The organism is Pseudanabaena sp. UWO311, assembly GCF_006937785.1.
In the GTDB taxonomy this organism is placed as follows: Bacteria; Cyanobacteriota; Cyanobacteriia; order Pseudanabaenales; family Pseudanabaenaceae; genus Pseudanabaena.
In genome coordinates this window covers 75,448-99,226 of the sequence record NZ_SJEE01000010.1, presented here as the reverse complement: position 1 = coordinate 99,226, position 23,779 = coordinate 75,448, and the positions used below count along the sequence as shown (strand labels likewise).

General features: G+C 40.2%; 19 protein-coding genes and 1 tRNA gene. 10 read left to right on the top strand and 10 right to left on the bottom strand.

The features are described 5' to 3' along the window. Nucleotides 1-56: 56 nt before the first annotated feature. Entirely contained in the window at nt 57-1,757 is a 1,701-nt protein-coding gene (locus tag PseudUWO311_RS10090; protein ID WP_142655123.1) for a diflavin flavoprotein, read from the top strand. 123 nt (nt 1,758-1,880) lie between these two features. Here the strand turns inward: PseudUWO311_RS10090 and PseudUWO311_RS10085 are convergent, their stop codons facing one another. Further along, nucleotides 1,881-2,276: a hypothetical protein gene (locus PseudUWO311_RS10085; RefSeq protein WP_142655122.1), complete on the bottom strand. Its 396-nt coding sequence runs from the start codon at nt 2,274-2,276 to the stop codon at nt 1,881-1,883. Nucleotides 2,277-2,464: 188 nt separating this feature from the next. Between PseudUWO311_RS10085 and PseudUWO311_RS10080 the strand changes: the two genes are divergently transcribed. After that, nucleotides 2,465-2,758 carry a hypothetical protein gene (locus tag PseudUWO311_RS10080; RefSeq protein ID WP_142655121.1) on the top strand — a complete coding sequence of 98 codons (294 nt, stop codon included), beginning with the start codon at nt 2,465-2,467 and terminating at the stop codon, nt 2,756-2,758. 11 nt (nt 2,759-2,769) lie between these two features. On the opposite strand, the gene PseudUWO311_RS10075 is transcribed toward PseudUWO311_RS10080, so the two are convergent. The 3 genes from PseudUWO311_RS10075 to PseudUWO311_RS10065 form a co-directional block, all read right to left on the bottom strand. After that, nucleotides 2,770-3,396: a phage tail protein gene (locus tag PseudUWO311_RS10075; RefSeq protein WP_142655120.1), complete on the bottom strand. Its 627-nt coding sequence runs from the start codon at nt 3,394-3,396 to the stop codon at nt 2,770-2,772. Between the two features lies 1 nt (nt 3,397). Further along, complete coding sequence (locus tag PseudUWO311_RS10070; RefSeq protein WP_142655119.1) at nt 3,398-4,594, bottom strand: AAA family ATPase; 1,197 nt, start codon at nt 4,592-4,594, stop codon at nt 3,398-3,400. 335 nt (nt 4,595-4,929) lie between these two features. Next, nucleotides 4,930-6,909, bottom strand: a complete 1,980-nt coding sequence (locus PseudUWO311_RS10065) for a sensor histidine kinase (RefSeq protein ID WP_190303451.1) — start codon at nt 6,907-6,909, stop codon at nt 4,930-4,932. Nucleotides 6,910-7,236: 327 nt separating this feature from the next. Between PseudUWO311_RS10065 and PseudUWO311_RS10060 the strand changes: the two genes are divergently transcribed. The 5 genes from PseudUWO311_RS10060 to PseudUWO311_RS10040 all read left to right on the top strand — a co-directional run bounded on the left by PseudUWO311_RS10060 (nt 7,237) and on the right by PseudUWO311_RS10040 (nt 15,344). Beyond that, nucleotides 7,237-8,430: an NAD(P)/FAD-dependent oxidoreductase gene (locus PseudUWO311_RS10060; RefSeq protein WP_142655117.1), complete on the top strand. Its 1,194-nt coding sequence runs from the start codon at nt 7,237-7,239 to the stop codon at nt 8,428-8,430. A gap of 76 nt (nt 8,431-8,506) precedes the next feature. Continuing rightward, entirely contained in the window at nt 8,507-10,111 is a 1,605-nt protein-coding gene (locus PseudUWO311_RS10055; protein WP_142655116.1) for a hypothetical protein, read from the top strand. An 89-nt stretch (nt 10,112-10,200) separates the two neighbouring features. Further along, nucleotides 10,201-11,352: an ABC transporter ATP-binding protein gene (locus PseudUWO311_RS10050; protein WP_142655115.1), complete on the top strand. Its 1,152-nt coding sequence runs from the start codon at nt 10,201-10,203 to the stop codon at nt 11,350-11,352. A gap of 19 nt (nt 11,353-11,371) precedes the next feature. After that, nucleotides 11,372-12,520, top strand: coding sequence for a PotD/PotF family extracellular solute-binding protein (locus PseudUWO311_RS10045; RefSeq protein ID WP_142655114.1), 1,149 nt, complete (start codon nt 11,372-11,374; stop codon nt 12,518-12,520). Between the two features lie 61 nt (nt 12,521-12,581). After that, nucleotides 12,582-15,344 carry a low-complexity tail membrane protein gene (locus PseudUWO311_RS10040; RefSeq protein ID WP_142655113.1) on the top strand — a complete coding sequence of 921 codons (2,763 nt, stop codon included), beginning with the start codon at nt 12,582-12,584 and terminating at the stop codon, nt 15,342-15,344. On the opposite strand, the gene pgeF is transcribed toward PseudUWO311_RS10040, so the two are convergent. Continuing rightward, entirely contained in the window at nt 15,334-16,086 is a 753-nt protein-coding gene (gene pgeF, locus PseudUWO311_RS10035) for a peptidoglycan editing factor PgeF (protein WP_142655112.1), read from the bottom strand. The two genes, PseudUWO311_RS10040 and pgeF, sit on opposite strands and share 11 nt — an antisense overlap. A 153-nt stretch (nt 16,087-16,239) precedes the next feature. Beyond that, nucleotides 16,240-17,019, bottom strand: a complete 780-nt coding sequence (locus PseudUWO311_RS10030) for a carbonic anhydrase (RefSeq protein WP_142655111.1) — start codon at nt 17,017-17,019, stop codon at nt 16,240-16,242. Between the two features lie 254 nt (nt 17,020-17,273). Here PseudUWO311_RS10030 and PseudUWO311_RS10025 point away from each other — a divergent pair, with 254 nt between their 5' ends. Then, the gene (locus PseudUWO311_RS10025) at nt 17,274-17,786 is read left to right on the top strand and encodes a Ycf51 family protein (protein WP_142655110.1); all 513 of its coding nucleotides are present in this window, start codon (nt 17,274-17,276) and stop codon (nt 17,784-17,786) included. Nucleotides 17,787-17,937: 151 nt separating this feature from the next. After that, a complete protein-coding gene (locus PseudUWO311_RS10020; RefSeq protein WP_142655109.1) occupies nt 17,938-20,049 on the top strand; it encodes a putative bifunctional diguanylate cyclase/phosphodiesterase in 2,112 nt (703 codons plus the stop codon). Here PseudUWO311_RS10020 and PseudUWO311_RS10015 read toward each other — a convergent pair. After that, nucleotides 20,035-21,384, bottom strand: a complete 1,350-nt coding sequence (locus PseudUWO311_RS10015; RefSeq protein WP_142655108.1) for a serine/threonine protein kinase — start codon at nt 21,382-21,384, stop codon at nt 20,035-20,037. The two genes, PseudUWO311_RS10020 and PseudUWO311_RS10015, sit on opposite strands and share 15 nt — an antisense overlap. A gap of 84 nt (nt 21,385-21,468) precedes the next feature. Further along, a tRNA-Asn gene (locus PseudUWO311_RS10010) sits at nt 21,469-21,540 on the bottom strand. A 291-nt stretch (nt 21,541-21,831) separates the two neighbouring features. On the opposite strand from PseudUWO311_RS10010, the gene PseudUWO311_RS10000 reads away from it, so the two are divergent. Then, nucleotides 21,832-22,446, top strand: a complete 615-nt coding sequence (locus tag PseudUWO311_RS10000; RefSeq protein ID WP_190303450.1) for a hypothetical protein — start codon at nt 21,832-21,834, stop codon at nt 22,444-22,446. 24 nt (nt 22,447-22,470) lie between these two features. On the opposite strand, the gene PseudUWO311_RS09995 is transcribed toward PseudUWO311_RS10000, so the two are convergent. Further along, complete coding sequence (locus PseudUWO311_RS09995; RefSeq protein WP_223807523.1) at nt 22,471-23,409, bottom strand: DMT family transporter; 939 nt, start codon at nt 23,407-23,409, stop codon at nt 22,471-22,473. 54 nt (nt 23,410-23,463) lie between these two features. Next, nucleotides 23,464-23,727, bottom strand: a complete 264-nt coding sequence (locus tag PseudUWO311_RS09990) for a hypothetical protein (RefSeq protein WP_142655105.1) — start codon at nt 23,725-23,727, stop codon at nt 23,464-23,466. Nucleotides 23,728-23,779 lie beyond the last annotated feature (52 nt).

The following is a 23,779-nucleotide window of genomic DNA, read 5'->3' as shown; positions in this document are numbered from 1 at the left end:
GCTCCCAACAGTCAGTAAACTAAAAACAGCCGTCTAGAATTTGGGAGAATGTGATCGTGATTAATACTAAGCCCCGCGATGTCCAAGCAATTTATATTGCTGATGAAACCTTTGCCCTGCGATCGCGTAGTTGGAATCGCCTGCGGTTTGAAATTGAATATGCTCTCGAAAAAGGAACTACTGCAAACTCTTTCTTAATTCAAGGCAATTTTTTAGCGCTGATCGATCCCCCTGGCGAGACTTTCACCGCAATTTATCTAGCAGAATTACGTAAGCGCATTAATATTGGCGATATTAGCTATGTGATTCTTGGTCATGTTAACCAGAACCGCATTGAGACATTAAAGGCATTGCTAGAAATTAATAGTCGCATCACCTTTATTTGTACTAATCCAGGGGCGATCGCACTACGTCAAAGCCTAGGCGAAAAAGTCAAAATTCAAGTTGTACGGGGTGAAGAAACCCTTGATCTTGGTAAAGGTCACCTTCTCAAATTTATTCCCACTTCTACACCGCGCCATCCTGACGAGCTCTGCACATATGACTCAAAAACTCGAGTTTTATACACCGATAAATTTTTTGGTGCGCATATCTGTGGCGATCAGGTCTTTGACGAGGGTTGGAGCCATCTATTAGGCGATCGTCGTTATTATTTTGACAGCACGATGGCAAACCAAGTCCGCCAAGTTGAGGCTGCTCTCGAAAAGTTAACCGTTATGCCTGCCGTGTTTTATGCTCCTGGACATGGGCCAATGTTGAAGAATGGTTTGCACGAACTGGTAAATCTCTACCGTCAATGGAGTGAAGCTCAAAAGCAGCAAAACATCTCCGTAGCGTTGCTGTTTGCTTCGGCATATGGTAATACGACTACGATCGCTAATGCTTTGGCAAGAGGCATCACCAAGGCAGGTGTTTCTGTCGAGTTAATTAATTGTGAGAATGCAGAGCCAGAAGAAATCAAAATAGCGATCGAGAAATCCTCTGGTTTCTTGATTGGTTCGCCAACTTTGGGTGGACATTTGCCAACACAGGTGCAAACAGCTCTGGGCATAGTTTTGTCTACAGCGACAAAGAGCTATCAAGCAGGTGTATTTGGCTCCTATGGATGGAGTGGTGAAGCTGTGGATATTATTTCTGGAAAGCTGAAGGATGCTGGCTATACTCTTGCCTTTGAGCCGATTCGGATTAAGTTCACGCCCACCGAGGCAACTTTACAAATTTGTGAAGAGACGGGAACTGATTTTGCACAAGCTCTAAAGCAATCCAAAAAAGTTCGGACGACCCTTAATCCTGGGAGTACTGTGGAGCAAGCGGTAGGACGAATTGTTGGTTCTATATGTGTACTAACAGTCAAACGCGGCGAAATCTCGACGGCGATGCTAGCATCTTGGGTATCACAAGCATCATTTAATCCTCCAGGACTAACGATCGCAGTTGCGAAAGATCGTGCCATCGAGACCTATTTATTTGAAGGCGATCGCTTTGTCTTGAATATTCTTGAACAAGGAAAACAACTCCGCAAACATTTTATGAAAAAGTTTGCTCCTGGAGAAGATCGCTTTACTGATGTGAAAGTGGAAGAAACAGAAGGAGGGCTAATTTTACCTGATGGATTGGCATACTTAGAATGCTGTGTGATGCAAAGAATGGAATGTGGTGATCACTGGCTTGTTTATGCGGTTGTTGAAAATGGGAAACTGTTACAGTCTAATGGTCTAACGGCAATTCACCACCGCAAAACGGCTAGTAATTATTAAAAGAAAAAGAGCTCTATGCACATTCTTTCTTTTCTCTGGAAGAAACTTTGCGATTCTACTTTGCAAGTAAGGGTTTGTTTTCCCCAAAAAGGTGGGAAAACAAACCCTTACTTGCAAAGCTAACTAGAAGTCAATATTTGATTGATCGAGATTTGATGGATTATCAGGAGATGAGTCTGTTGAAGAACTAGTATTTTTGAAGTGAGTACTCACATAATCTTGTAAATGTGGACGAAGTACATTTGTGGCGGTTAGACCAAAAATCCCACCTCCCAAACCACCACCAATTGCTGAACCAATTATTCCAAATCTTGAACCGACAGCAACAAGAATTCCTAACGCAAAAAGGCTTACCCAACTTTGCCAATGCTTGAAAGCATATTTCTTGTAGCAAAATTGCCAAGCCTCTTTTGTCTGTTCTTTTGATAGACCTTGTAGCTCAGGAATTTGATCGATTGTCCAGAAGAATTGCATGATTTTCACCTTAAACTTGTTATGTTTTGCCAATTTCAGCGACATAATTATATCGACATAGCAGGGATGTAATTCTATTTATGCTTACTAAAGATTCAATATCTATACAAATTTTTACATGGAAATAGAATCGCTGATTTATTTTTTTGTTTCTTTAGGTACGGCTTTTTTGCCTATGTTTAAGATAAATTCAAGAACGCTATACTTGTTTAAACTGGAGATCATTTTTTTACATGGAAACCAACCAAACTCTTAGCTTGATTCTTGGGGCGATCGCACTTGGTGCAGCGATCTGGGCAACTTCGGCAATTTTAGAGCTTTTGGCTAAGTTAGTTGGAAAATTTGCGATCGCGGCGATATCACTTGTATTAGTAGCAATTTACTTAAAGGTTTATGTTGGGGTGGATATTTGGCAAAGCCTAGTAGATTTTGGACAAATTGTTATTGCCACAATTGGACAGCTAGTAGATGCAGTTTCTTCGCTGTTTTCACAAGCAGGATCTGTTGTTAATGAACTGACTGAATAATAATCTTTAAATCATGATTCTTCAGTAATTTCAATATTTCGCTTTGCAAGTTCTTCAATAAAAATTTTCAGGCTGGGATTTTTAGGATAGAGCCTTAAAAAATCATCGGAATTGTGATACTTCTTTGTGATTTCTTGATAATATTCATAGTTTTTCCTGAAGTTTGCAACGGTTTGCTTCAAGATTTGAAAGCAATTTTCAGTCTGCGAATTTTTATCATCAGATGCCAATATTGGAAATAACCAACACTCTATCGAATGCACTGCGATCGCGAAAATAATTCTATCTGAATACTGACTATAGAAATCTTCGCCCATCTCCAATCTAAATTTAGCTACTACTTTCTCAACCAATTTTTCAGGTATAAGTAATTCGCCATTTTCATGATGAGGTATTCCAAAAGTTTCCGAAACGTCGGTATCTAAGTGAATAATAAGATATTTATTAAATTGAAGATACTGTCTTAATTTTGCTGTCTTACAACTTTTGAATACTTTATCGTAATTAGCCTGAGATCTAAAATTTTGAGGCTGAACCCAAGCAATATCAATATCACGTTTGTTAAAATATCCTATCAATACACTATTAATAATAGGAAAATCAGTTTTACCTTCTACAATTCCACCAAAAGTATTCATATTAAAAGTTTTTTGGTAATCCTCCAAGATAACCATTTATAAAAGCTTCCGATAATTGTACAGGATCATCATCTTCTAATGGTTCTGGTGCGGAGATTCGCCGTGCTTTGGTATGTCCATCAATGTTCCGATAAATAACAAAAAGCCTTTGGTCATCATCATTTAAATCTAGACCGTCTAGAACTGCTGGATTATGAGTAGTAAATATAACTTGCTTGTCATATTTTTTTGCTAGTTCTACTAATTCTTTAATTAATCTAGTGCATAATTTAGGATTCAGAGCATTTTCGATGTTATCAATTGCAAAAAACTCTGGCGTATTATCGCTGACAAATAAAGCAAAATAGAACATCAAAAATAAAAATCCTTCGTTGGAACTTCTTTGATTAAAGTAAGGCAAATCATCATCTAAGTACCGATCTTTAATTTGAATAACTCTTTCTAAATCAGAACTAGGTAATTTAAAATCATCAAACCAATCTATAAGTTCAAGCCTTTGTTTGATTTCGTTTATTTTATCTGAACTGTTGTTTAACACTTTGATTAACTTAAATAATCCTTGACCACTAATTCCCAATGGTTGGATTTGTCCTTCCTGCTCAAAAATCCTCAACGAAGAATTTTCAGGAGAATAAATTAAAAAATTTTTTAAATCTAATCCGTATACTAGATTAGTCATTAGTTGATTTATATTTTCATCTGAAGATAAGCTAATTTCTTTTGGTGAAAACGAATTCAAAAGACTAACTTCTGGTGAAATCTCGATTATTTTTTTTGTATATTGAAACAAGAAATCCATAAATAATTCCCTAACAGGCTCTTTCAATATGTCTGGTACTTGTTCATATTGTTCAAGTCTTTCAAGGTTATTCCAATTAGAATAATCTTGGTTATCATGCTGAATTACATATTTAAGTAAAATTTTCTCGTCTCTTTTTAAATTTACTTTGATCTCTTTTGAAATACTCTCTTTGTCAAAAGCCGATCGCATAAATTCTGGCTCAGTAACTCTAATCCCTCTAGGAGCCAAAAACTCATTATCTAATTTGTTGCCAGCCGCCGCGCCAGCTAATGCGATCGCTTCTAAAATATTGCTTTTCCCACAGCCATTTTCACCAATAAACACATTAACCCGACCCAAACCGATCTTGAGACTTTGGATGGACTTATAGTTCTCGATTTGAACTTCAGTAAACATAGGTTTATGGCAACGAGCAGCACTTTAGCTATAGTGGAACTTACACAATAGCCCTGCACTCAAGTGCGGGCTAAAAGCTCAAACCCGTTGAAACGGGTTAACTAGCAGTCGGGGAAACCAAAAATTGCCATTTTAGGGTGTGTTAGCGATAGCGTAACGCACCATTGCGATTATTGAGTGCGTTACGCTGACGCTAACACACCCTACAGCTAGACGCATTCTTTAGTCGGTTTCAACCGACTTTAGCTTTTAGCCAAGAACTTGAGTTCTTGGTTGATCTGAATAAGTCTTCTATAGCTTAGCATTGCTCAACAGCATAACTAAGCGCTTTGCGCCTAACCAATCGGTAACAACACTTCAAACTCAGTCCCAATCGTGACATCGCCATTATTATTTAGATAAGGCGATCGCAATACAATTTTGCCTTGATGCTGTTGGGTGATGATTTGATGGCAAATTGCTAAACCCAAACCAGTTCCGTGTCCTTGCCCTTTAGTAGTAAAGAAATTATCGAAAATACGATTTTGGATTTCTTTGGGAATTCCCATTCCGTTATCCGCAATCTTCACCGATACCCAATTGCGATTATCAATTTCAGCGATCGCTGATGTGATCATTACCAAAGGCTGCCACGCAATTGCCATATCAGTCTGGACATTACTGCGCTCATTACCACGATCTTCCTTAAGAAGAAGATGTTCATGTTGAATGATTAGATCAGGGTGCGATTTCATATCCACCAGCGCATCCAGCGCATTACTGATCAGATTCATAAACACTTGAATTAGGCGATCGCTATAGCCATTAATTTTTGGCAATTCAATGTAATTTTTAACAATTTGGACATTTCTAACTCGACCACTGAGAATCGTTAAGCTACTCTCTACACAGTCAACCAAACTAATCGGCTCTGGATTAGCATGATCATCCATATGGGATAGAGATTGTAATGTGTCAACTAGTCGGCGTAGATACCTTGCACCCGATTGGATACTCTTCACAACTTGAGGTAAATCAGAACGCACAAAATCCCAATCAACCTCTTCAAGGGTTTCACTAATTGTGGTTGATGAAATACCATATTCTTTCTCATAGGCTCTCAAAATCTTCATGACTCCTTCGATGTAAGTCAAGAGACATTCTGTATTCCCATAAATCGCCGACACAGGATTGCGAATATCGTGAGACACCTCAGCAACGATTTGCCCTAGACTTGCCATTTTCTCAGTTTGGAACATAGTCGTTTGCGTCTGCTCACGCAGTAGCTTGGTGGCTAGTTCATGAATGTTAGACTGCTCTTGTAGTAGATCGTGAACGTCAAGCACCGAGTAATTATCCGCATCCAAACGAACAATTACTGGCTCATAAATTTCATCATTAGCTCTTCCCAAAGCCATTTGAGATGCCATCACAATCGAGGTATTGCCATGTAATTCCAAAGTCTCTACAGGAACTTGTTCAAAGAGAACTCTCAATGGTCTTTTGGTGAACAACTCAAGAGCATAGGGGCGACTCAGGCATTCTAAAAACCTGCGGCGAGACAACATACCCACATATTTATCTTGCTCGAAAACAATGAGTGCAGGCAAAAGAGGATTATCTTTAAAAAGCTGACGAGTAAATTCCCCTGTTTGTGATAAATCAACTTTGGCATTGGACAAATTCAACTCAGCAACCGTAGAGTCTAGTGCTAATTGACGCTTTGTACTTTTAGGTAATATGTCATTGTTTGTATCATTTACAGGCTCACTTGCCATCACCATTAAGGGAATCATAGCCATCTTGCGAGCTAATTCTTGAGTGGCTGTTTGCCTGATATTCTTCCCCTTAGCTGCGCCTTTGTCTGGTTGATACTGCTGCAACTTGAGATTGCTAATCGCAGAGTTTAGTGCTTCTGGTTTAATCTCTATCGCTAAAGCTTGGGCAGCGATTCCAAAGGCGCTATTTAAATTTTCTAGAGATATCTTTGGTAATAAATCGATCGCACCGCGACGGATTGCCCAACGTTTCTCTACTTCCTTGATTTGAATTTGGCGAGGGTTAACCAATAAAACTTTTAAATCAGGGGCGTAATCGGCGCACCATTTGCATAACTCAGTTGCAAGTAACGAAGTACCACCACCATATCGGATGCCGATATCAGAAATAATCAGTTGCGGTAAGCTTTGTTTTGACTGGCGTTTTTGATCGAGGAGTTTAAGTAAATCTTCAGTTTCAGAAGCAGCCCATACTTCTAAGTGATGTGATGACAAAGCATTGTGCCACATCAGAGATTGCTCTGCTGATAATTGAGCTAGCAATACAGATTTGACCACACAGCCCCCAAACATATATATGTAATAACTTGATATTATCGGACGGCGATATAATGTTTGCAAGAGAAATTAGATAACCTAGGGTTAACCAAAAGTTAATAAGGAATAAAGATTAAATAACATGTGCAAATAAACCCCAAAATTGGTTCGGCGGGCGTAGCCCGCCGAACCAATTTTGGGGTTTATTAAATTTTCATTCCTAAGTAGCTAGGCACAAATAATTATAAAAAACCAAAAACTGTACCGCCCGCTTAGCGGGCGGTACAGTTTTTAGCTCTGGTTTTCTAACCTTTGCGATAAGATGGAAAAAACGAATTGGATTTTCACATGACACGAATTTGTATCCTTGGTGGTGGTTTTGGCGGTTTGTATACTGCGCTTAATCTCTCGCGTCTACCTTGGGCGGTCATGCCTGAAATTATCCTGATTGATAAAAGTGATCGCTTCTTATTCACGCCATTTCTCTACGAGCTAGTTGCAGGAGAAATGCAAGAATGGGAGATTGCACCAACTTTTGCTGAATTACTAGCTGATACTGGTATTCAGTTTGTTCAAGGTTTAATTACCAATATTGATTTTGAGTCAAAACAAGTAGAAGTAAATATTGGACAGAGGACTATATTGGCTTACGATCGCCTTATATTAGCGATCGGTGGTGAAACGCCGATGAATCTCGTCGATGGAGCTTTGGAATATGCAATTCCATTTCGCAATCTGAATGACTTCTATCGCCTTAATAGTAAATTAGAACTATTAGAAGCATCCAATCGTGACAAGATTCGAGTTTGTATCGCAGGTGGGGGCAGCAGCGGCGTAGAGCTTGCCTGCAAAATCGCCGATCGCCTCAAGGATCGCGGTCGAGTTCGCCTAGTCGATCGCAATGACAAAATTTTAAGCACCTCCACGGAAACAAATCGCCAGATTGCTGAACTTGCCCTCTCAAAACGCGGGGTCTGGACTGATTTAAATACTAGAGTCTCGCAAGTTAATGATGGCGAAGTTACTCTTGACTACAACGATGGAAGTGATACCTTACCCGTTGACATCATCCTATGGACAGTCGGTAGCACCTTCTCTAAAATGCTCCAAAATTTACCAGTTGAACATAGTCGGCAAGGGGCGATCGCCACAGAGACAACCTTGCAAGTTAAGGGATATGCCGATGTATTTGCGATCGGTGACTTAGCAAGTTGTTTTGACTCTAATTCTAGTATTGTCCCTGCAACCGCACAGGTTGCCTTCCAGCAGTCCCAGTATTGTGCTTGGAATGTTTGGGCTAGCCTTAATCAAAAAGCACTGGTTCCCTTTAGCTATATTCCCCTCGGCGAATTTATTAGCTTAGGGATTGACGGAGCAACAGCCTCGATTTTTGGTAAGTTCAGTATTGATGGATTGCCAGCCCATGTGATGAGACGACTAGCCTATTTACTAAGGATGCCCACCGTACAGCATCAATGGAAGCTCGGTACACACTGGTTGACCAAACCCTTAATCGAGATGTTTAGAAAATCTGTAAATTAACAATAAGCCCTATTCCCCAAGCTAAACGGGATGAACAGGGCTTATTGTATCTACTAGAAATCCCCTAGAATAACTTATGAATAATTCTCCGTCGGATTCCCCTCAATCAATAACTTGGCTTGATCGTATAGGTAATTGGAATCCGCAACTATTGCGGGAGATTCGCGGCAAGCTTAAATTGCGTAATCTCATCGTCGCGATCGGATTATCTTTGCTATTCCAGATCTTGCTACTTTTGTTTTACAGCCAACGCATACCCAATGAAGACTGCTATGCCCAAATACGAGGGTTTGGCTGCGCTGCCTCTTGGCAAGTTTGGTGGTTAGAGCAATTTCGGTTTATTACTTGGACTGAACCATTTATTTTGTTCTTAGCTGGTGTCTACAGCCTAGTTGCCGATCTCTCGCTAGAAGACTATAAAGGCACTCTCAACTTTATTCGCATTAGCCCGCGATCAAGTATCAATATTCTCATGGGAAAGATTATGGGTGTGCCATTACTGGCTTACATCTGTATAGGGCTATCGATCCCTTATCACCTGACAGCTGCGATCGGCGCAGGTGTCCCGATCGCTTTTTTATGCAGTTTTTATATATTGATGATCGGCACTGCCTTTCTATTATTTAGTGCCTCGCTACTATTAGCTTTACTAAGTGGCTGGCAAGCAAAGTTTGGCGGTCAGGTATCCGCAGGCGCTTTGTTGTTTTCATTTATTACTTTTATTTGGTTTGCCCCTGCTTTCATGTGGTGGAATATCTTCACCACATGGAGTTCGTATAGCAAAGTCTTGGTGGGTGGCAGGCTCAATCCTATTCAAGCGGAATGGTGGTACTTATCGATTACATCAAATATTTGGACTTCACATATTTTTACAATTGTGAACTTAGTGATTTTGAGTTTGGCGATCTGGCGCATTTTAGAAAGGCGCTTTCATAATCCCAATTCCACTTTAGTCAGTAAAGGTCAAAGCTATGTCGTAACTACATATTTGCAGATCTTGATGTTGGGCTTTTGTATGCAGTCGAGCTTGACCCCTGCAAGATCTACAAACTCTTTGGAAATACAATTAATTTTGTTACTGATGATTTATATTGCTAATTTGTTCTTGTTTTTAGCTACGATTGCGGCTTTAACTCCACAAAGGCAGGCTCTATTGGACTGGGTGAGATTTGGCGCATTATCGACCACCGAAGAACATCCATCGGGCTTTAGATATATTCTGCGCGATCTAATTTGGTCAGACAAAAGCCCTGCACCAATCGCGATCGTCCTCAACCTTGTATTTACCCAAGTGCCAATTTTGATCTGGGTAAACTCATGGGGTGATTCCAGTATGCGCGGCAGAGCCATAATTGTATTAGCGTCCTTTGCAATCTCGATACTTTTAGTTGCGCTCATTGCCCAACTAGTTTTATTTCTAAAGACAAGAAACCCTTCCGCATGGGTAACAGGGATAATTTCTGCGTTAATTTTTTTACCCGTTTTGATCATGCTAAGCCTATCGATTAGCCCTGATCGCTATGCTAGTTTATGGCTATTTTTTGGATATCCTTGGCTAGTTGTCTCAAACATCCAAATTTCCGATATTATTTTGGCATTCGCTGGGCAAATTTCTGTAATAATTGCGCTGACATTGCAGCTAATTTATCAGCTACAACGCGCTAAAATGCGAGAGACTTAATGACCTAATTTTGGTTTTGCTGCGGCGCAGGTATAGAAAAACTAAAGTTTCTGATTTCAAAAGATTAGTAGACGTTTGAGCATCACAACATGGCACAGTCAACCACTGCTAAACAGATCGCCACAACGGGCACAGTTCCCGATGTAGAGCTACAGCGAGTATTTAAAATGTTCGGGACAAATACCGTTGTCCAAGGTGTCGATCTGCAAGTGCAGAGAGGTGAGCTTTTTAGCATCTTGGGTCCATCTGGTTGCGGTAAAACAACTTTACTAAGATTGATTGCAGGTTTCGAGGAGCCATCAGCAGGTGAGGTGCTAATTCAAGGCAATCCCATGACCTATATCCCAGCCTATCAGCGACCAGTAAATACAGTTTTCCAAAGCTATGCTCTTTTCGGGCATATGACTATTTTTGATAATGTTGCCTTTGGCTTATCAGTGAAAGGAGTTGCCAAGCCAGAAATTCAGCAACGGGCAAAGGATGCCCTCAAGCTAGTACGGCTTGACCACATGAGCGATCGCTATCCTAACCAAATATCTGGCGGTCAGCAGCAACGAGTTGCTCTCGCTCGCGCCCTTGTTAACCGTCCTAAAGTAATTTTGCTAGATGAGCCACTAGCAGCCCTTGATTTTAAACTTCGCAAAGAGCTACAAGTAGAATTGTCCAACCTACAGTATGAGCTTGGTATTTCCTTCATTATGGTTACCCACGATCAAAGTGAGGCTCTGGCGATCTCTTCAAGAATTGCCGTAATGAATCAAGGGCGCATTGAGCAAATCGGCACACCGTCTGAAGTTTATGATCGCCCATCTTCGGCTTTTGTAGCAGACTTTGTAGGCGAAACAAACTTATTTGAATGTCGGGTGATTGAGCAAGATGGTGCGTTTGTGGAGTTGAGATCTTCTACTGGTTTAGCGATCGTTGCGGCTAAGCCCAGACATTGGCTCCCGATTCCTGAAGCGGTAGTTAGTGTGCGTCCAGAAAAAATTAAGCTCTCCACCGAATATCCGAATCAGCCCTACAATACCTATCGCGGTATTCTCAATAATGTCCTGTATCTGGGCGATCACTCGCAGTTCGTGGTAGATATTCATGCTAGCGAAAATGTACCACCTGTCAGAGTCATGCTAGTACGTTCTAATCACCAAGGCGAGAAGACACCTCCCTTTGATAGTCAGGTATATGTTTCATGGATGCCTGAAGATTGTGTGGCTCTTCCCAAAACTACAGTTGCGACCTAAATTCTCCTAAATTTCAATTATGCATATCTCTCGGCGCAAATTTCTTAGACAAACTGCCTATGTCACATCGGCGATGGCTAGCGCATCAACTCTGGCGGCATGTGGCATTTTTGAGAAGAGTCCCCAAGAAACAAAGACTGGCAGAGATGAAGTAGAGCGACCAGTTACTCAAGACAAAAGCACTTTATATATCTATGGTTGGGCTACCTACGTTAATAACCAAGAAGTTTTAGATAATTTCACAAAAGAAACGGGAATTAAAGTTGTTGGTGATACCTATGACTCTAATGAAGTCATGTTGGCAAAGCTAGAGGCTTCGGGTGGAAGATCTGGCTATAGCATTATTTATCCAAGTGACTATATGGTGACGCAGATGCGTGATTTAAAACTGCTAGCACCGCTGAATAAAAAATTATTACCAAATATCAAAAATATTGCCGCCAATTATTTAGATCTACCCCATGATCGTGGCGCGATATTCAGCATCCCTGTAAGTTTGGGGACAACTGGGTTTGCCTACAACGTCGAGGCGGTTAAGTCAATTATTGGGGAAGAGCCTCTCGATTGGCGTTACCTATGGGATAACAAAGAAAAGCTGCGAATTACCCTAGTTAATGATCCGCGTGAAGTGCTCGGTATGGCGCTGCATACTCTGGGGTATTCTTACAACACCAAAGAAATTCCAAAGATTGAGAAAGCTTTCCAAAAATTGCAGGAATTGACACCTGCGATCGCCAACTTCACCACTGATGCATGGCGAGATCCTCTTGCTTCAGGCGATCTAATGATATGCATGGCATTTTCTGGAGATGCGATCAGTTTGGCAAGGCAAGACCCAAACATCAAATATGTACTACCCAATAACGGTACATCGATCTGGACAGATACCATGGCAATACCTAGAGGTGCGTCAAATATCGAAGGTGCTCATGCATGGATAAATTATGTAATGAGGCCTGAAGTTGCCGCTAAAATTAGTGATGCGAATAGTTTTGGGACAACTAATAAATTGGCGAAATCGATGATCCCTGATGATCTAAAAGCGATTAAGGCTCTGGAACCATCGGAAGCAATTATTGCCAAAAGCGATCGCATTGCCAAGCTCGATGCCGAAATCCTCCAAGTATATGAAGGTTTCTGGACACGCTTAACCACAGGTTTAGGATAAAAAATCCTAGTTATGAAGGTTTCGCCTTCTAAAGCTCTCGCAATCATTCCCAAAGACTTATATGACATCACCACTTCCCCCAAATCCAACTAGCAATATCTCTCTAGGCAATAATCCTTTTATCTGGGGAAATATCGCTTTACTTGCTATTGTGCCTTGGTTATTGGTGCTAAGTATGGCTGGCTTAGCGGTTGGTGATCCTGTTTTTCCTGAGTGGTTTGAGATCTTTCTATTGGGATTTCCTGCGATCGCATTGGTGGCTTGGATACAGTGGCAACAGCCACTCTCGCCATTTAGTTTATGGTTTGTGGCGAAGCCAAGTGAGAGTCTAAGCGATCAAGAGCGCCAGATCCTTACTCTGGTTAAGCAGCATAGTAATGGTTGGTATGTTACGGGATGGATTGCTACGGCTGTAGCGATAGTCATGAGCGCTGTATTTTGCAAGATTTATATATCCGCCCCATTGGCTCAGGAGATCGCGCCATTTCCCGCTGGGTTGCGCTTGTTCGGAATTTTATGGGCGGAGATTTGTTTTTTATTAAGTAATATTTTGCTGCAAGCTGGAATTTCCGCTTTGCGGATTAAGTTAACCGCCGAGACAGATTTCCGAGGATTGCAACCATTTGCACCTGAAAAAATTAAAAATAGTTTTACCAATATTGGTTGGCAATCACGTCAGATCTTAAAGTTTTTTGAGGAAGATGCGGTGATCACTCCAGTATCAGATGAATCGCCCAAGGTAGAGATTGCTGATCTGTCTCCAGATGTAAAAGAATCTCAAGAATTTCCTGATGCTGAAGCAATAGAGCCTAGTAATTTTGTTGCAGAAGTCGAGACTGAGGCAGTCTCAGACATAAATGCTCTTGTTGAAGACACAGTATCTGAGCCTGGTGCGATCGCTGACATCGCAGAAGAAGTGATTGCAGAGCCTCTTGAATTTGTTGAAGATTCTGAGCCAGAAATCAATGCTCTTACTGAAGATAAGGTGTCTGAGCCTGAGGCGATCGCAGATATAACTGAAGATCCGATTGCAGAGCCTCTTGAATTTGTTGAAGATTCTGAAGTTGTAGAATCTTTTGACTCGTTGGAATCTAAAGAAATTCTTTCAGAGCTAGAAAATGAAACAATTCCACAGGAAGAGATCATTCAAGAACCTGAAGAATTAGAGCCTATTAAATTTCTTGCATCTCCAGAAATTGAGGCTTTAGATATTGCAGATACTTCTTCAGAGCCAGAGCTTGAATCTGAGACTAACACAGAGGTTGCTGATGTTAGTCTAGACAATGAGTTTGTTGAAGAATTAGAGATAAGTGTGATCGTTGCTGAGGAATCTATAACTGAGACGATTTCTGAGACTGATTCTGAGCAGTTTACCGAAGAAAACCAAACTGAGACAAGTTTAGATGAAGAACTGTATCAGACTGAGGAATTTGAACCAGCTGAGATTGTTGAGGAGATTGAGAACAAGCAATTTTTTGATATTACTGATCCTATCTCAGAGCCTGAGAGCACAACTGTTTTAGATGTTGCTGATGTTAGCTTAGATGAACAGTTGATTGAAGAGGATGGAGAGTCTTTAACAGAGACAATCTCTGAGACTGAAATCGAACAATTTATTGAAGCGCCGCAAATTGAGACAATTTTAAATCAAGAAATTGTTCAAGAGAATGAAGAATTAAATCCATTTGAGTTAGTTGAAGACGAAAAGTCTAATATTGAAGTTTTAGATTCTACAGAAGATGAGTCTAATCTGAATGAAGAGATTATTGAAGAATATGAGGAGTTAGAGGCTTTTGAGACACCTGAAGAGCCTGAACTGACATTTTTAGAGGGTCTAGAGGTGAATCCAGAGTCACGAATCGAAGAGAATGAGAAAACTGAGGGGAACTTATATCTTTCTAACGATATTCTAGAGAATCAATTTACTGAAGACTGTGAAGAATTAGAGTCTCTTGAGACTACTGAAGGTTCTGAAGCTGAGGAGATTTCAAATACAATCCTAACTAATGATGGAAAACGGAGTCTTGATTTTTTAAAGAAGTCACGTAAAACTGGAATCGCACAGAAAAAACAAGGGTTTGGTAAGCCTATAAAACGCGATATTGTCTCAAGTTCAGATGCTGTAGAGCCTAATGAGTATATACAAGCAGTAGAACAAGATGCGATCTCTGATCCTATAATCGAAATTGAGTCGGCTCTGGAATTACCAGATCCCACCTCAGCGACAGAGATGATTCAAGAAATAGATGAAGAGATAAATCTTGAAGCGATCGCTGCACCTATCATTGAGCAAGATATAGAAGCGACAGAAATCAAAACTCCAGATTTTGACGATGAACTAGATGAGCTTATTGCCTTTAATGCTTATGTAGAAAATATTCTAAGAGAATATCTAGAAGATAATAACGAAGAACCGAAAAACGAAGAATTTTTAGATCAAGCTAGCCCTGAACAAGTTGATCCATCAATAGTTTTTGATCCAGCTATAGAATCGATCGCGATCGCTAAAGAAAGCGTAGAAGCTGTTTCGAAAAATCTACCCGATTTAGAAGCTCAAATTCCTGCGGACGTTACTGAAGAGATTTCTCGCAATGAGCAATCACCCAAAAATCCTGAATATTGGGTTCAAGAACTTCTCGTTGACAAGTTTTTTGCAAGAATAGAAGCTCTGAATATTGCTGACAAAGCTAACAAAGCCGCTACTGATCAAACTATAGAAAACATCTCAGAGACTGCCCCTGAGATTGCCCCTGAGATTGACGAATTTGCTGACCTTGAGGCCCTGCTAGATGGGAAACCCGAACATCCTGACCCTATGATTTAGCGATCGCAATTCCTGACCATTGCACTTGTGGCGCTCTGGGGTGTGGATGAGGGTTATTCAGAAAATAACGTCGATAAGAAAAGAATATTTCCTCATGTTGTAGCGTGCAGTAAGGTGCGATCGCCACATTTTCAACTAACATGCCTAATTCTTGGAGTTGCTGCAATTGCACTTGACGCAAATCGAGTTTGACTCGTTCTGGATGCTCATCAGGCTGCAATCCAACTGTTTGATTAATCGTTGCTATTACCTGTTTCGCCACATCCTGAGACACTTGATAAGCAGATCCCGAAATTGCTGGTCCAAGCGCCACTCGCAAATCTTTTAGCTCACTGCCTTGATCGCATAATATTGAGATCGCCTTAGTCACTATCCCCGCAGCCGTACCACGCCAACCAGCATGGACAGCTGCAACTGCGCCTAACTTGCGATCGCCAATTAACACAGGCACACAGTCAGCAGTACAGACCCATACAGACCGATTATTTCCGTCTCTCGTAGCCCAAACTCCATCTGCTTCAGGTAAGTTCTCATTTTGGGAAACTTCGATTTCTTCGGCATGAATTAAGCGATTTCCATGTACTTGTTTGGCACGATAGGCCTTGCCCGATGCTACGAGATGATTATGCAATTCAGTCGGTGAGTTAGGAGCGTGCGATCGCGTAAAAAATCCATGCTGCCAGTCAGCTAGTAAATCGCAAGTTAGTACGCCGTCTCGCCATTGCCATTGATTTGCGTTCATTGATTTAGAGTCTTAAAAATAACCAAGCTTCAATAACCTCGATCCTAACCCAAAAAGAAGAAGAAGCGGCATATCATGCTGCTGCTGCTTTTTGAAACCAATTTTTATGAGGCACGGCAAAGCCGCGCCTCATAAAAATTAAATTGCATCACCCTAACGATGTAATTGCACAGTTCTACCGTTGATCGGCTGAAGGGGACGCGCATCAACTTGATAAATTTTAGCGAATGTTTCGACTTGTTCTTTAGAAACAGTAATTGGCTCTACAAAAAGGTTCCAGCTAACTCCTTCACTGCATGGCGGGGTCGTGAGAGAACCCATATAGCTAAAGTACGATTTTTTGCTCGGTAATAAATTAGATACATTAATCAAGCGATCGCTAACAGTATTCGTTTCTCCAACATCAGGAATCTGCTTCCAAATCTCGGCAATTAGAGGATTTGCGAGCCCTTGATTGAGCATAACTCCGACTACAGCAAGTTCCCCAGCTTCATTGCGATGGACTAGATGGAGTTCCATTGCCGAAGCTTTGTCATTAATATTATGTTCACTTGGAGTATGAAAATGAAACTGAAGCAAAGCATATTTTTTGCCATTGATCGTAACCGTACTACCTTGAGCGTAGTTCACCTGAATTGTGTGACCATTATTGACAACAACTAAAGGAGATGGTTTGTAATCAAAATCAATTTTTGCGGGACTATCTTCTACGGTATTTTTGATATTGATCGGGGATTGATCTCTACCTAATTCACAAAGAGCAAAATCGTTGCTGAGTTTCCCCCATTGAGTTGGATTTTCTGTGCCTCCATAACTCCAATGTGGAGGGACGACTGCGGCTAGGACGGGTATCGATATTAGCAATGTTACCGCGATCGCGATCACTAGTAGCAGCATCACATTCTTGACATAATTCTTATTAAGTAAGTTCATTCAATTTTTAGTGCTTTTCTTAAATTTAAATTAAATATATAACTTTAGAAAAACTTGCCAAGCAAGTCTTTCCAAAGTTATTTGTATTCCTTTTTCAAGCAAATGTCTGTAATTTTACTTATGAAATTGATTTTGGGGTTTTCATTGCCAATAGTACTAAAAACGTCAAAATCAATTTTTATAATGAGAATTGCTGTGCAAGCCACTATAAAATGATCTAAGTAGTTATTTAAAAAATCACAATAAATTAATTTATGTCGCTAACGCCTGCTTTATTTGGTCAACTTGCACAAGCAATGGGCATATTTGTATTGGTTTGTGCCTTAATTACAGGGCTAGCCATAACATTTAAGTGGAGTTGGCGCTATCGAATGGTTGGCGCAACCTTGTTTTCGGTTGTTTTGGTTGTCGGGCTTTTCTCCCTTAGCTTTGAGCCAATTACGCGCTCATCCATTGAAGGCTCCGTCCCATTTAAGCTTGTTTACGATCGCTTCGGTCCAAATGCCACGATCGCTGTCGCTCCGACAATTACACCTGAACAACTTGAGGCAACTTTAAAACAAGCTAGTAGCAATCTTTTTTCGTCTGGTCGTAATGCTCAAGGCGAATCGCAACTGACAATTTATGCCCGCACTGTAGTGCATCCTCGCGAAGGCGTATCTAAACCTCTATATCTAGGGCGAGTGAAGCGATCGTTGAATTTGCGTAATGATCCCAATATAGAAGTAGATATTTTTACTGATAAATTTGCTGAATTAAGTAGCTAGGCAAAGTAAAAACTAAAATCAAAAAAATGCAAACCGCCCGCTTAGCGGGCGGTTTGCATTTTTTGATTTTAGTTTTTATTCTTTACTCAATTTTCAAGAAATATATGCTTTAATTCTATGAATTATCTGCAAAGAAAACTCTAAAACAATCATGAGAAAGCTTTTCACTGAGACATTATCAGCATTGTTTGACTGCGCAAATCGCATCAGTGAATCCGAATCGTTAACGAAACAACAACAAGATGATTTACAAAGCATTAAGTCTTTTGGGGAAACTCTAGCTAGTTGCTTTGATAATACAGAAAGAGAAGTAAATATTCTCAAACAAAGAATTAAAAGACTTAATCGAACTAATCCAAGTATAGAACTTGACGATGAAAATGAGACATATACTTTAATAGCATTAATTTTTGCTCGTCTTAGACAATCAATTAATCTTGATGAATTACTAGGTAATTTTGCTTTAGAAATTCATCAACTATTACACAGTGATCAGGTTATTGTTTATCAATTCACAGAACAAGATATACAATCAATTCAATACGAGATTGTTAATGACCCTAGATACTCACTTCTTGGGCAAGTATTACCTTCAATTTATACTGATTTACAATGGCTAGAAAAATTTCAAACATCCATTAGTCAAGTCATTAATGACGTAGAGATTGACGAAGTTGATCCTGTTATTTCTGCATCACTACTGCCTTTAGGTATACATTCAGCGATCGCTATTGCTATTCCTAGCGGCAAAAAATTATGGGGACTATTAATATTACATCAATATAATATTTCATACGATTGGCGGAATTGGGAAATTGAACTTCTAGAAAAGATGGGAATTCAACTAGCAATTGCGATTCATCAAATGCAATTGCTAGTTCAATCTGACGATATAAGAGTTGAAAGAGATCAAATTATTGCCAGACTACACTATAACCAGCTCCATGACTCATTGACGGATCTTCCGAATCGAGATTCATTTATGGAATCACTGGATCTAGCATTTACCAAATTACAAACTGATCCTGATTGTAACTTTGCAGTATTATTTATTGATTGCGATCGCTTCAAATCAATTAATGATAGTTTTGGCATCGCAATTGGAAATCAACTGCTGCAGGAAATTAGTAAGCGTATAGCTATGTACTGCGACACTAATATAACTATTGCGAGAATTGATAGTGATGAGTTTGTACTCTTAGTTGAGAATATCGGCACAGAAAATTTTGAGATAGAGCGTCATCTCACGCAATTAGCTGGTCAAATCTTAGAAAGTATTGGGGAGCCATTTCTTATTAATGAGTATCAAATTCTTACCTCTGTTAGTATTGGTATAGCTATTAGTGATCTTGAATATATTTTTGCAAACGAGATTTTACGAGATGCCAATATTGCGATGCATAATTCTCGCACCCTTGGCAGAGGGAAACAAGCATTATTTACGACCAGTATGAATCAAGGGGCAAAGGTTCGTTGGCAACTAGAGTCTGACTTACGCCATGCGATCACCCGTCAGGAATTTTATTTGGTCTATCAACCAATAGTTTCATTACATCAACATGATTTGTCAGGATTTGAAGTTTTGCTACGTTGGATGCATCCATTACAAGGTCTGATTTCTCCGATGGAGTTTTTAGCGATCGCTGAAGAAACTGGAGAGATTGTCCAGATCGGTTATTGGGTTTTAGAAACAGCTTGTAGACAGTTACATCAATGGCAACAAGAATTCCCTAACATTCCACAAATCACCCTAGCAATTAATGTTTCTACAATCCAAGTTATCCAACCAGAATTTGTTGAAAGAATTCAATCAATAATCACAGAACATCAAGTTTTACCTAGTTTAATCAAGTTAGAAATTACCGAAACAATGTTAATGGATAACATCGAAATTTCTTCGCAAAAACTGGAGCAACTTCGAGAAATTGGCGTACAGGTTTATATCGATGACTTTGGAACTGGTTATTCTTCCTTTAGCTACCTACAAACTTTACCAATTGATGTTTTAAAAATTGATCGCAGTTTCACAAATCGAGTATCTACTGACATTAAAAGCCAAAGAATTGTGCAGTCAATTTTGCGCTTAGCTAACAATCTTGGTATGGGAATTGTCATTGAGGGTGTGGAAACATCTCAAGAATTAGATTATTTTGAAGCATTAGGTGGCAGTAGTATTGAAGTACAAGGCTACTTTATTTCGCATCCTTTAGATAGTGAAAAGGCAACTCAATGGATTCAATCAACAACTTTAGGGATCAATTGACTGATGATTTTGCAGCCAGTCTTGAATTTCTTGTGTGAGCCAAGCAGTTTCTAACTCAGTTAGTTTGTTATCACCAAGCATAAACCTGTTGTTTTGGATTTGAATAGCTACTGAGCCTTTAGCTCTATTTGACATACTTGTGTAAATATACTCAAGTTGATATATTCCGAACTTTTGAACATAATGTTGCCATCCAAAAGTTTTTTTACTAAGTCTGCAAGTACGTTCGGACAGATCGATTGAGAAAAATATTGTTGTGAAGCTTTTAATGACTTGAAAATAAGCAACATAAATCAAACCCAAAATCATCATGATTGCTGTCAAAATATTTGCTTGTGATGAAAAAAATGCTAATGGACCCATTCCAAATAATGCCGATAAGGCAAGTAACACCGAAACAAATTTCCCACCAAATTGAGAACTGGGAATGGTGATTACTAACTTTGTTGGAAATCGCCAAATTTCAACTCTGCTATTAAATGGTTTAGGAATTTTAATTTGACGGCTGTTGGCTTTTGGTTTAGTAACTAGCTCTGGATCTTGATACAGAGCTTCGAGCGCTTCTTTTGCTGAGGTAAACCGCCGCTTGACGGATGGAGCCGTCATTTTTTGCACCCAATCTAAAAGTTGATCACTAGCACCAGAGCGATCGCGAAATTGAATATTTAAATCATCATCTTGGGGTAACTCCGCAGGCGAAATCCCTGTAAGTAAATGGATAGCAGTTGCCCCCAAACCATATAAATCTGAAGCAGGTACTGATCTGCCCCCATACTGCTCCATCGGCGCATAGCCATAGGTTCCAACCACTGTAAAAGTTTTTCCTTCGGCAGACGCTTTATCTTGTACTGCGCCAAAATCGACCAGATAAACTTCTTGGCGATCGCTCCAGATCAAATTACTCGGCTTGATATCGCGATGCAGCACAGGTGGATTCAATCCATGTAAATAAATCAAAATCTCTAGAGTATCAATGACAATATCTTCTACCTGTAGCTCAGTAAATTTTTGTCCCTGTACTAATAATTCCTTGAGGGAGGCTCCTTGAATATGTTCTTGGACTAGCCCAAACCAAAGTGATCGGTCATCGATTGTAAAATAATCGCGATATTTAGGAATACGGGGATGATTCAACTGCTTCAGGACTTGTGCTTCACGCTCGAATAGCTTTAAGTCTTCCCACTGCACTTCACCGCCAAAAGTGAGCAATTTGACGACAACAAATTCCCCATTTGTTGCTAAATCCTTAGCCAGCCAAGTTTGCCGTCCAAAGTTAAGCCCTAACTGACTTTGCAATTGATAGCGCTCTTTGAAGATTTCTTGTGACTGCGGCATAAATATATACAGCTTGTTGCACAATTTTAGCGCGATTTCATAAAAAAAGAAGGTATGCAATGCATACCTTCTTTTTTTGAATAACTCCCCAGGCGGGATTCGAACCTGCGACCGATCGGTTAACAGCCGATTGCTCTACCACTGAGCTACTGAGGAATGTAGCTATTTCGCTTTGTCAATGACTTCAGCGTTAATAACTATAGCGTATAAGTGCCGCGATCGCACAACCTTTTTAAAAAGTTTTTTTATACTTCCTTCCCACCCAAAAAATAGACGTTACAAAGCTACTCACTTCCCACCAATTCTTAGCTGGGAAGTGAGTAGCTGTATATCTTGAAATTTTTAGCTCCAATTTGTAAAAATGTGAATACAGTAAAATCGTATTATTGTGCAATCTGTCAGCATATGCTTTCATCAGTATTACTAAAGTTAAACATTGGTTTAAGTATGAAAAGATCAGCTTCTTTTGCTGTTGGCTTAGTTTTATTGACTGTGAGCGCTTGCACACCATCTACACCAAGTAGCGAGACTACAAGTCCCACCAAACCAATAGCAAGCAGTGAATCAACAAGCCCGACTAAACCAATAGCAACAAATACAAGCTCTTGGTATGAATACAGTTCTGAGGCTGGGAAATTTACGGTGCTCATGCCCAACAAGCCTGAAGAGAAATCTGAGGACAAGAAAACCGATGTTGCTACAGTCAAGATGAATGTGGCGATTTCTGAGTTTAATGATTCAGCCTATTTTGCTAGTTATGCTGACTTCCCCGAAAAATTTCCTGATGCCGAGATCGAGCCAAGATTGAACGAAGCCATGAAAGGTATTGTCGGTGGTTTGAAAGGTAAGGTCACAACCTCAAAGGAGTCCAAGCTTGGGACAGCTTCATGTCGTGATTTTGAAGCTTCTGGCAAAATACAGGCTATTGATGCATTATTCAAAGGTCGCATTTGCCTGAATGAAAATCGTCGTTTCTATCAAATGTTTGTATTAGCTCCTGCGACCAAATTCTCGAACACTGATGTTGATCGCTTCCTCAACTCTTTTAAAATCAATCCGTAAATTAAAGAGATGCAAAGCATCTCTTTAATTTTTAGAGCTGCCCAGAGAAATGATCATTGAGCCAAACACTACTGCGATCGCGCCCATATAGCCCAATAAACTTAGAGGCGATGGCGTTAAAAATTGCGGTACAAAACTTGGCAAGATCGCTGAGGCAGCTAAGGTAACGAGAGGCGCAAGAGTAATCACCGCACTGACACGCGAGGCTTCCCAATGTTCAAGAGCCGCCGCAAATGCCCCATATGCAATCAAAGTATTAAATGCGCAAAAGATAAGGGCAACTAAGGGTAATCCAGATAGATTGAAGAGTCTGGTCGGATGTGCCATTGGAGCAAATAGAGTTGCTGCACTGAGATATAAACAGAGCAATATCGAAGTCGAAGGTAGATTGAGTAATAGTTGCTTTTGGGCAAGTCCATAAAATGCCCAAACGATCGCCCCTAGAACTAGAAGCATATTGCCCCACATATAGGTATCAAAACTAGTAACTAGCGATCGCACTTGGTCATGGGAAAACAGAAGCAATCCACAAACGAGAAGTGCGACACCGCCCCATTGCCGATAGTTGTATTTCTCTTTAAATACAACCAATGAAGCTAATCCCATCATCACAGGCGCGATTTGGGTAATTACTTGAGCATTATTGGCTGAGGTCTTACCTACACCGATTAAAAATAAAATATAGTTGAGTGACAGTCCGCCAACGGCTACTAAAAATAAGGGTAAAGAAATTTTCTGCAATTGCTGCCATGTTGGTAGCTGTTGGCGTAGCGCTAAGTATCCTCCTAGGAAAACCCCTGAAACAGTAAAGCGAAACCAAGTAACTGTGAAAGGATCTAGCTCTTGGAGAACGATCTTGAGGGCGATCGCCAAAAATCCCCATAGTAAGACCGTTAGTAACGATAGCGCCAGACCTAAACGAGATCGCCCAGAAACTTGATGTAAACGTATCAAAGAGGGCATTGAAATTTGGTCTCCTAAAATTGTTATAGGGGCGCAATGCCCCCCTATACAATTTTAGGCAAACATCTCGACACTAGAGGAGTAAATTGGCTCCACATGAATAGCAATAACGCGCTTAGGACGGACTAGCAAAATTTCGTTTAGTTCGGCTCTAACAGGAATAGGCATCAGATCATCTTCACTTGCTTTGGCTTTAAATTGCGATGCGTACCAAGTTTTGACTTCTTCGATGGTTGTAAATTTTGTTGTGACTTCCTGTCCACCTTCTAGTTTTAAATGCACGATGTATTCATTAGGCTTTCTGGGTTCTCTCGGCATCTCGATCTACTCCGTCTAAATTTCGCGTAATCAAGCTGAATTATAGCAATGG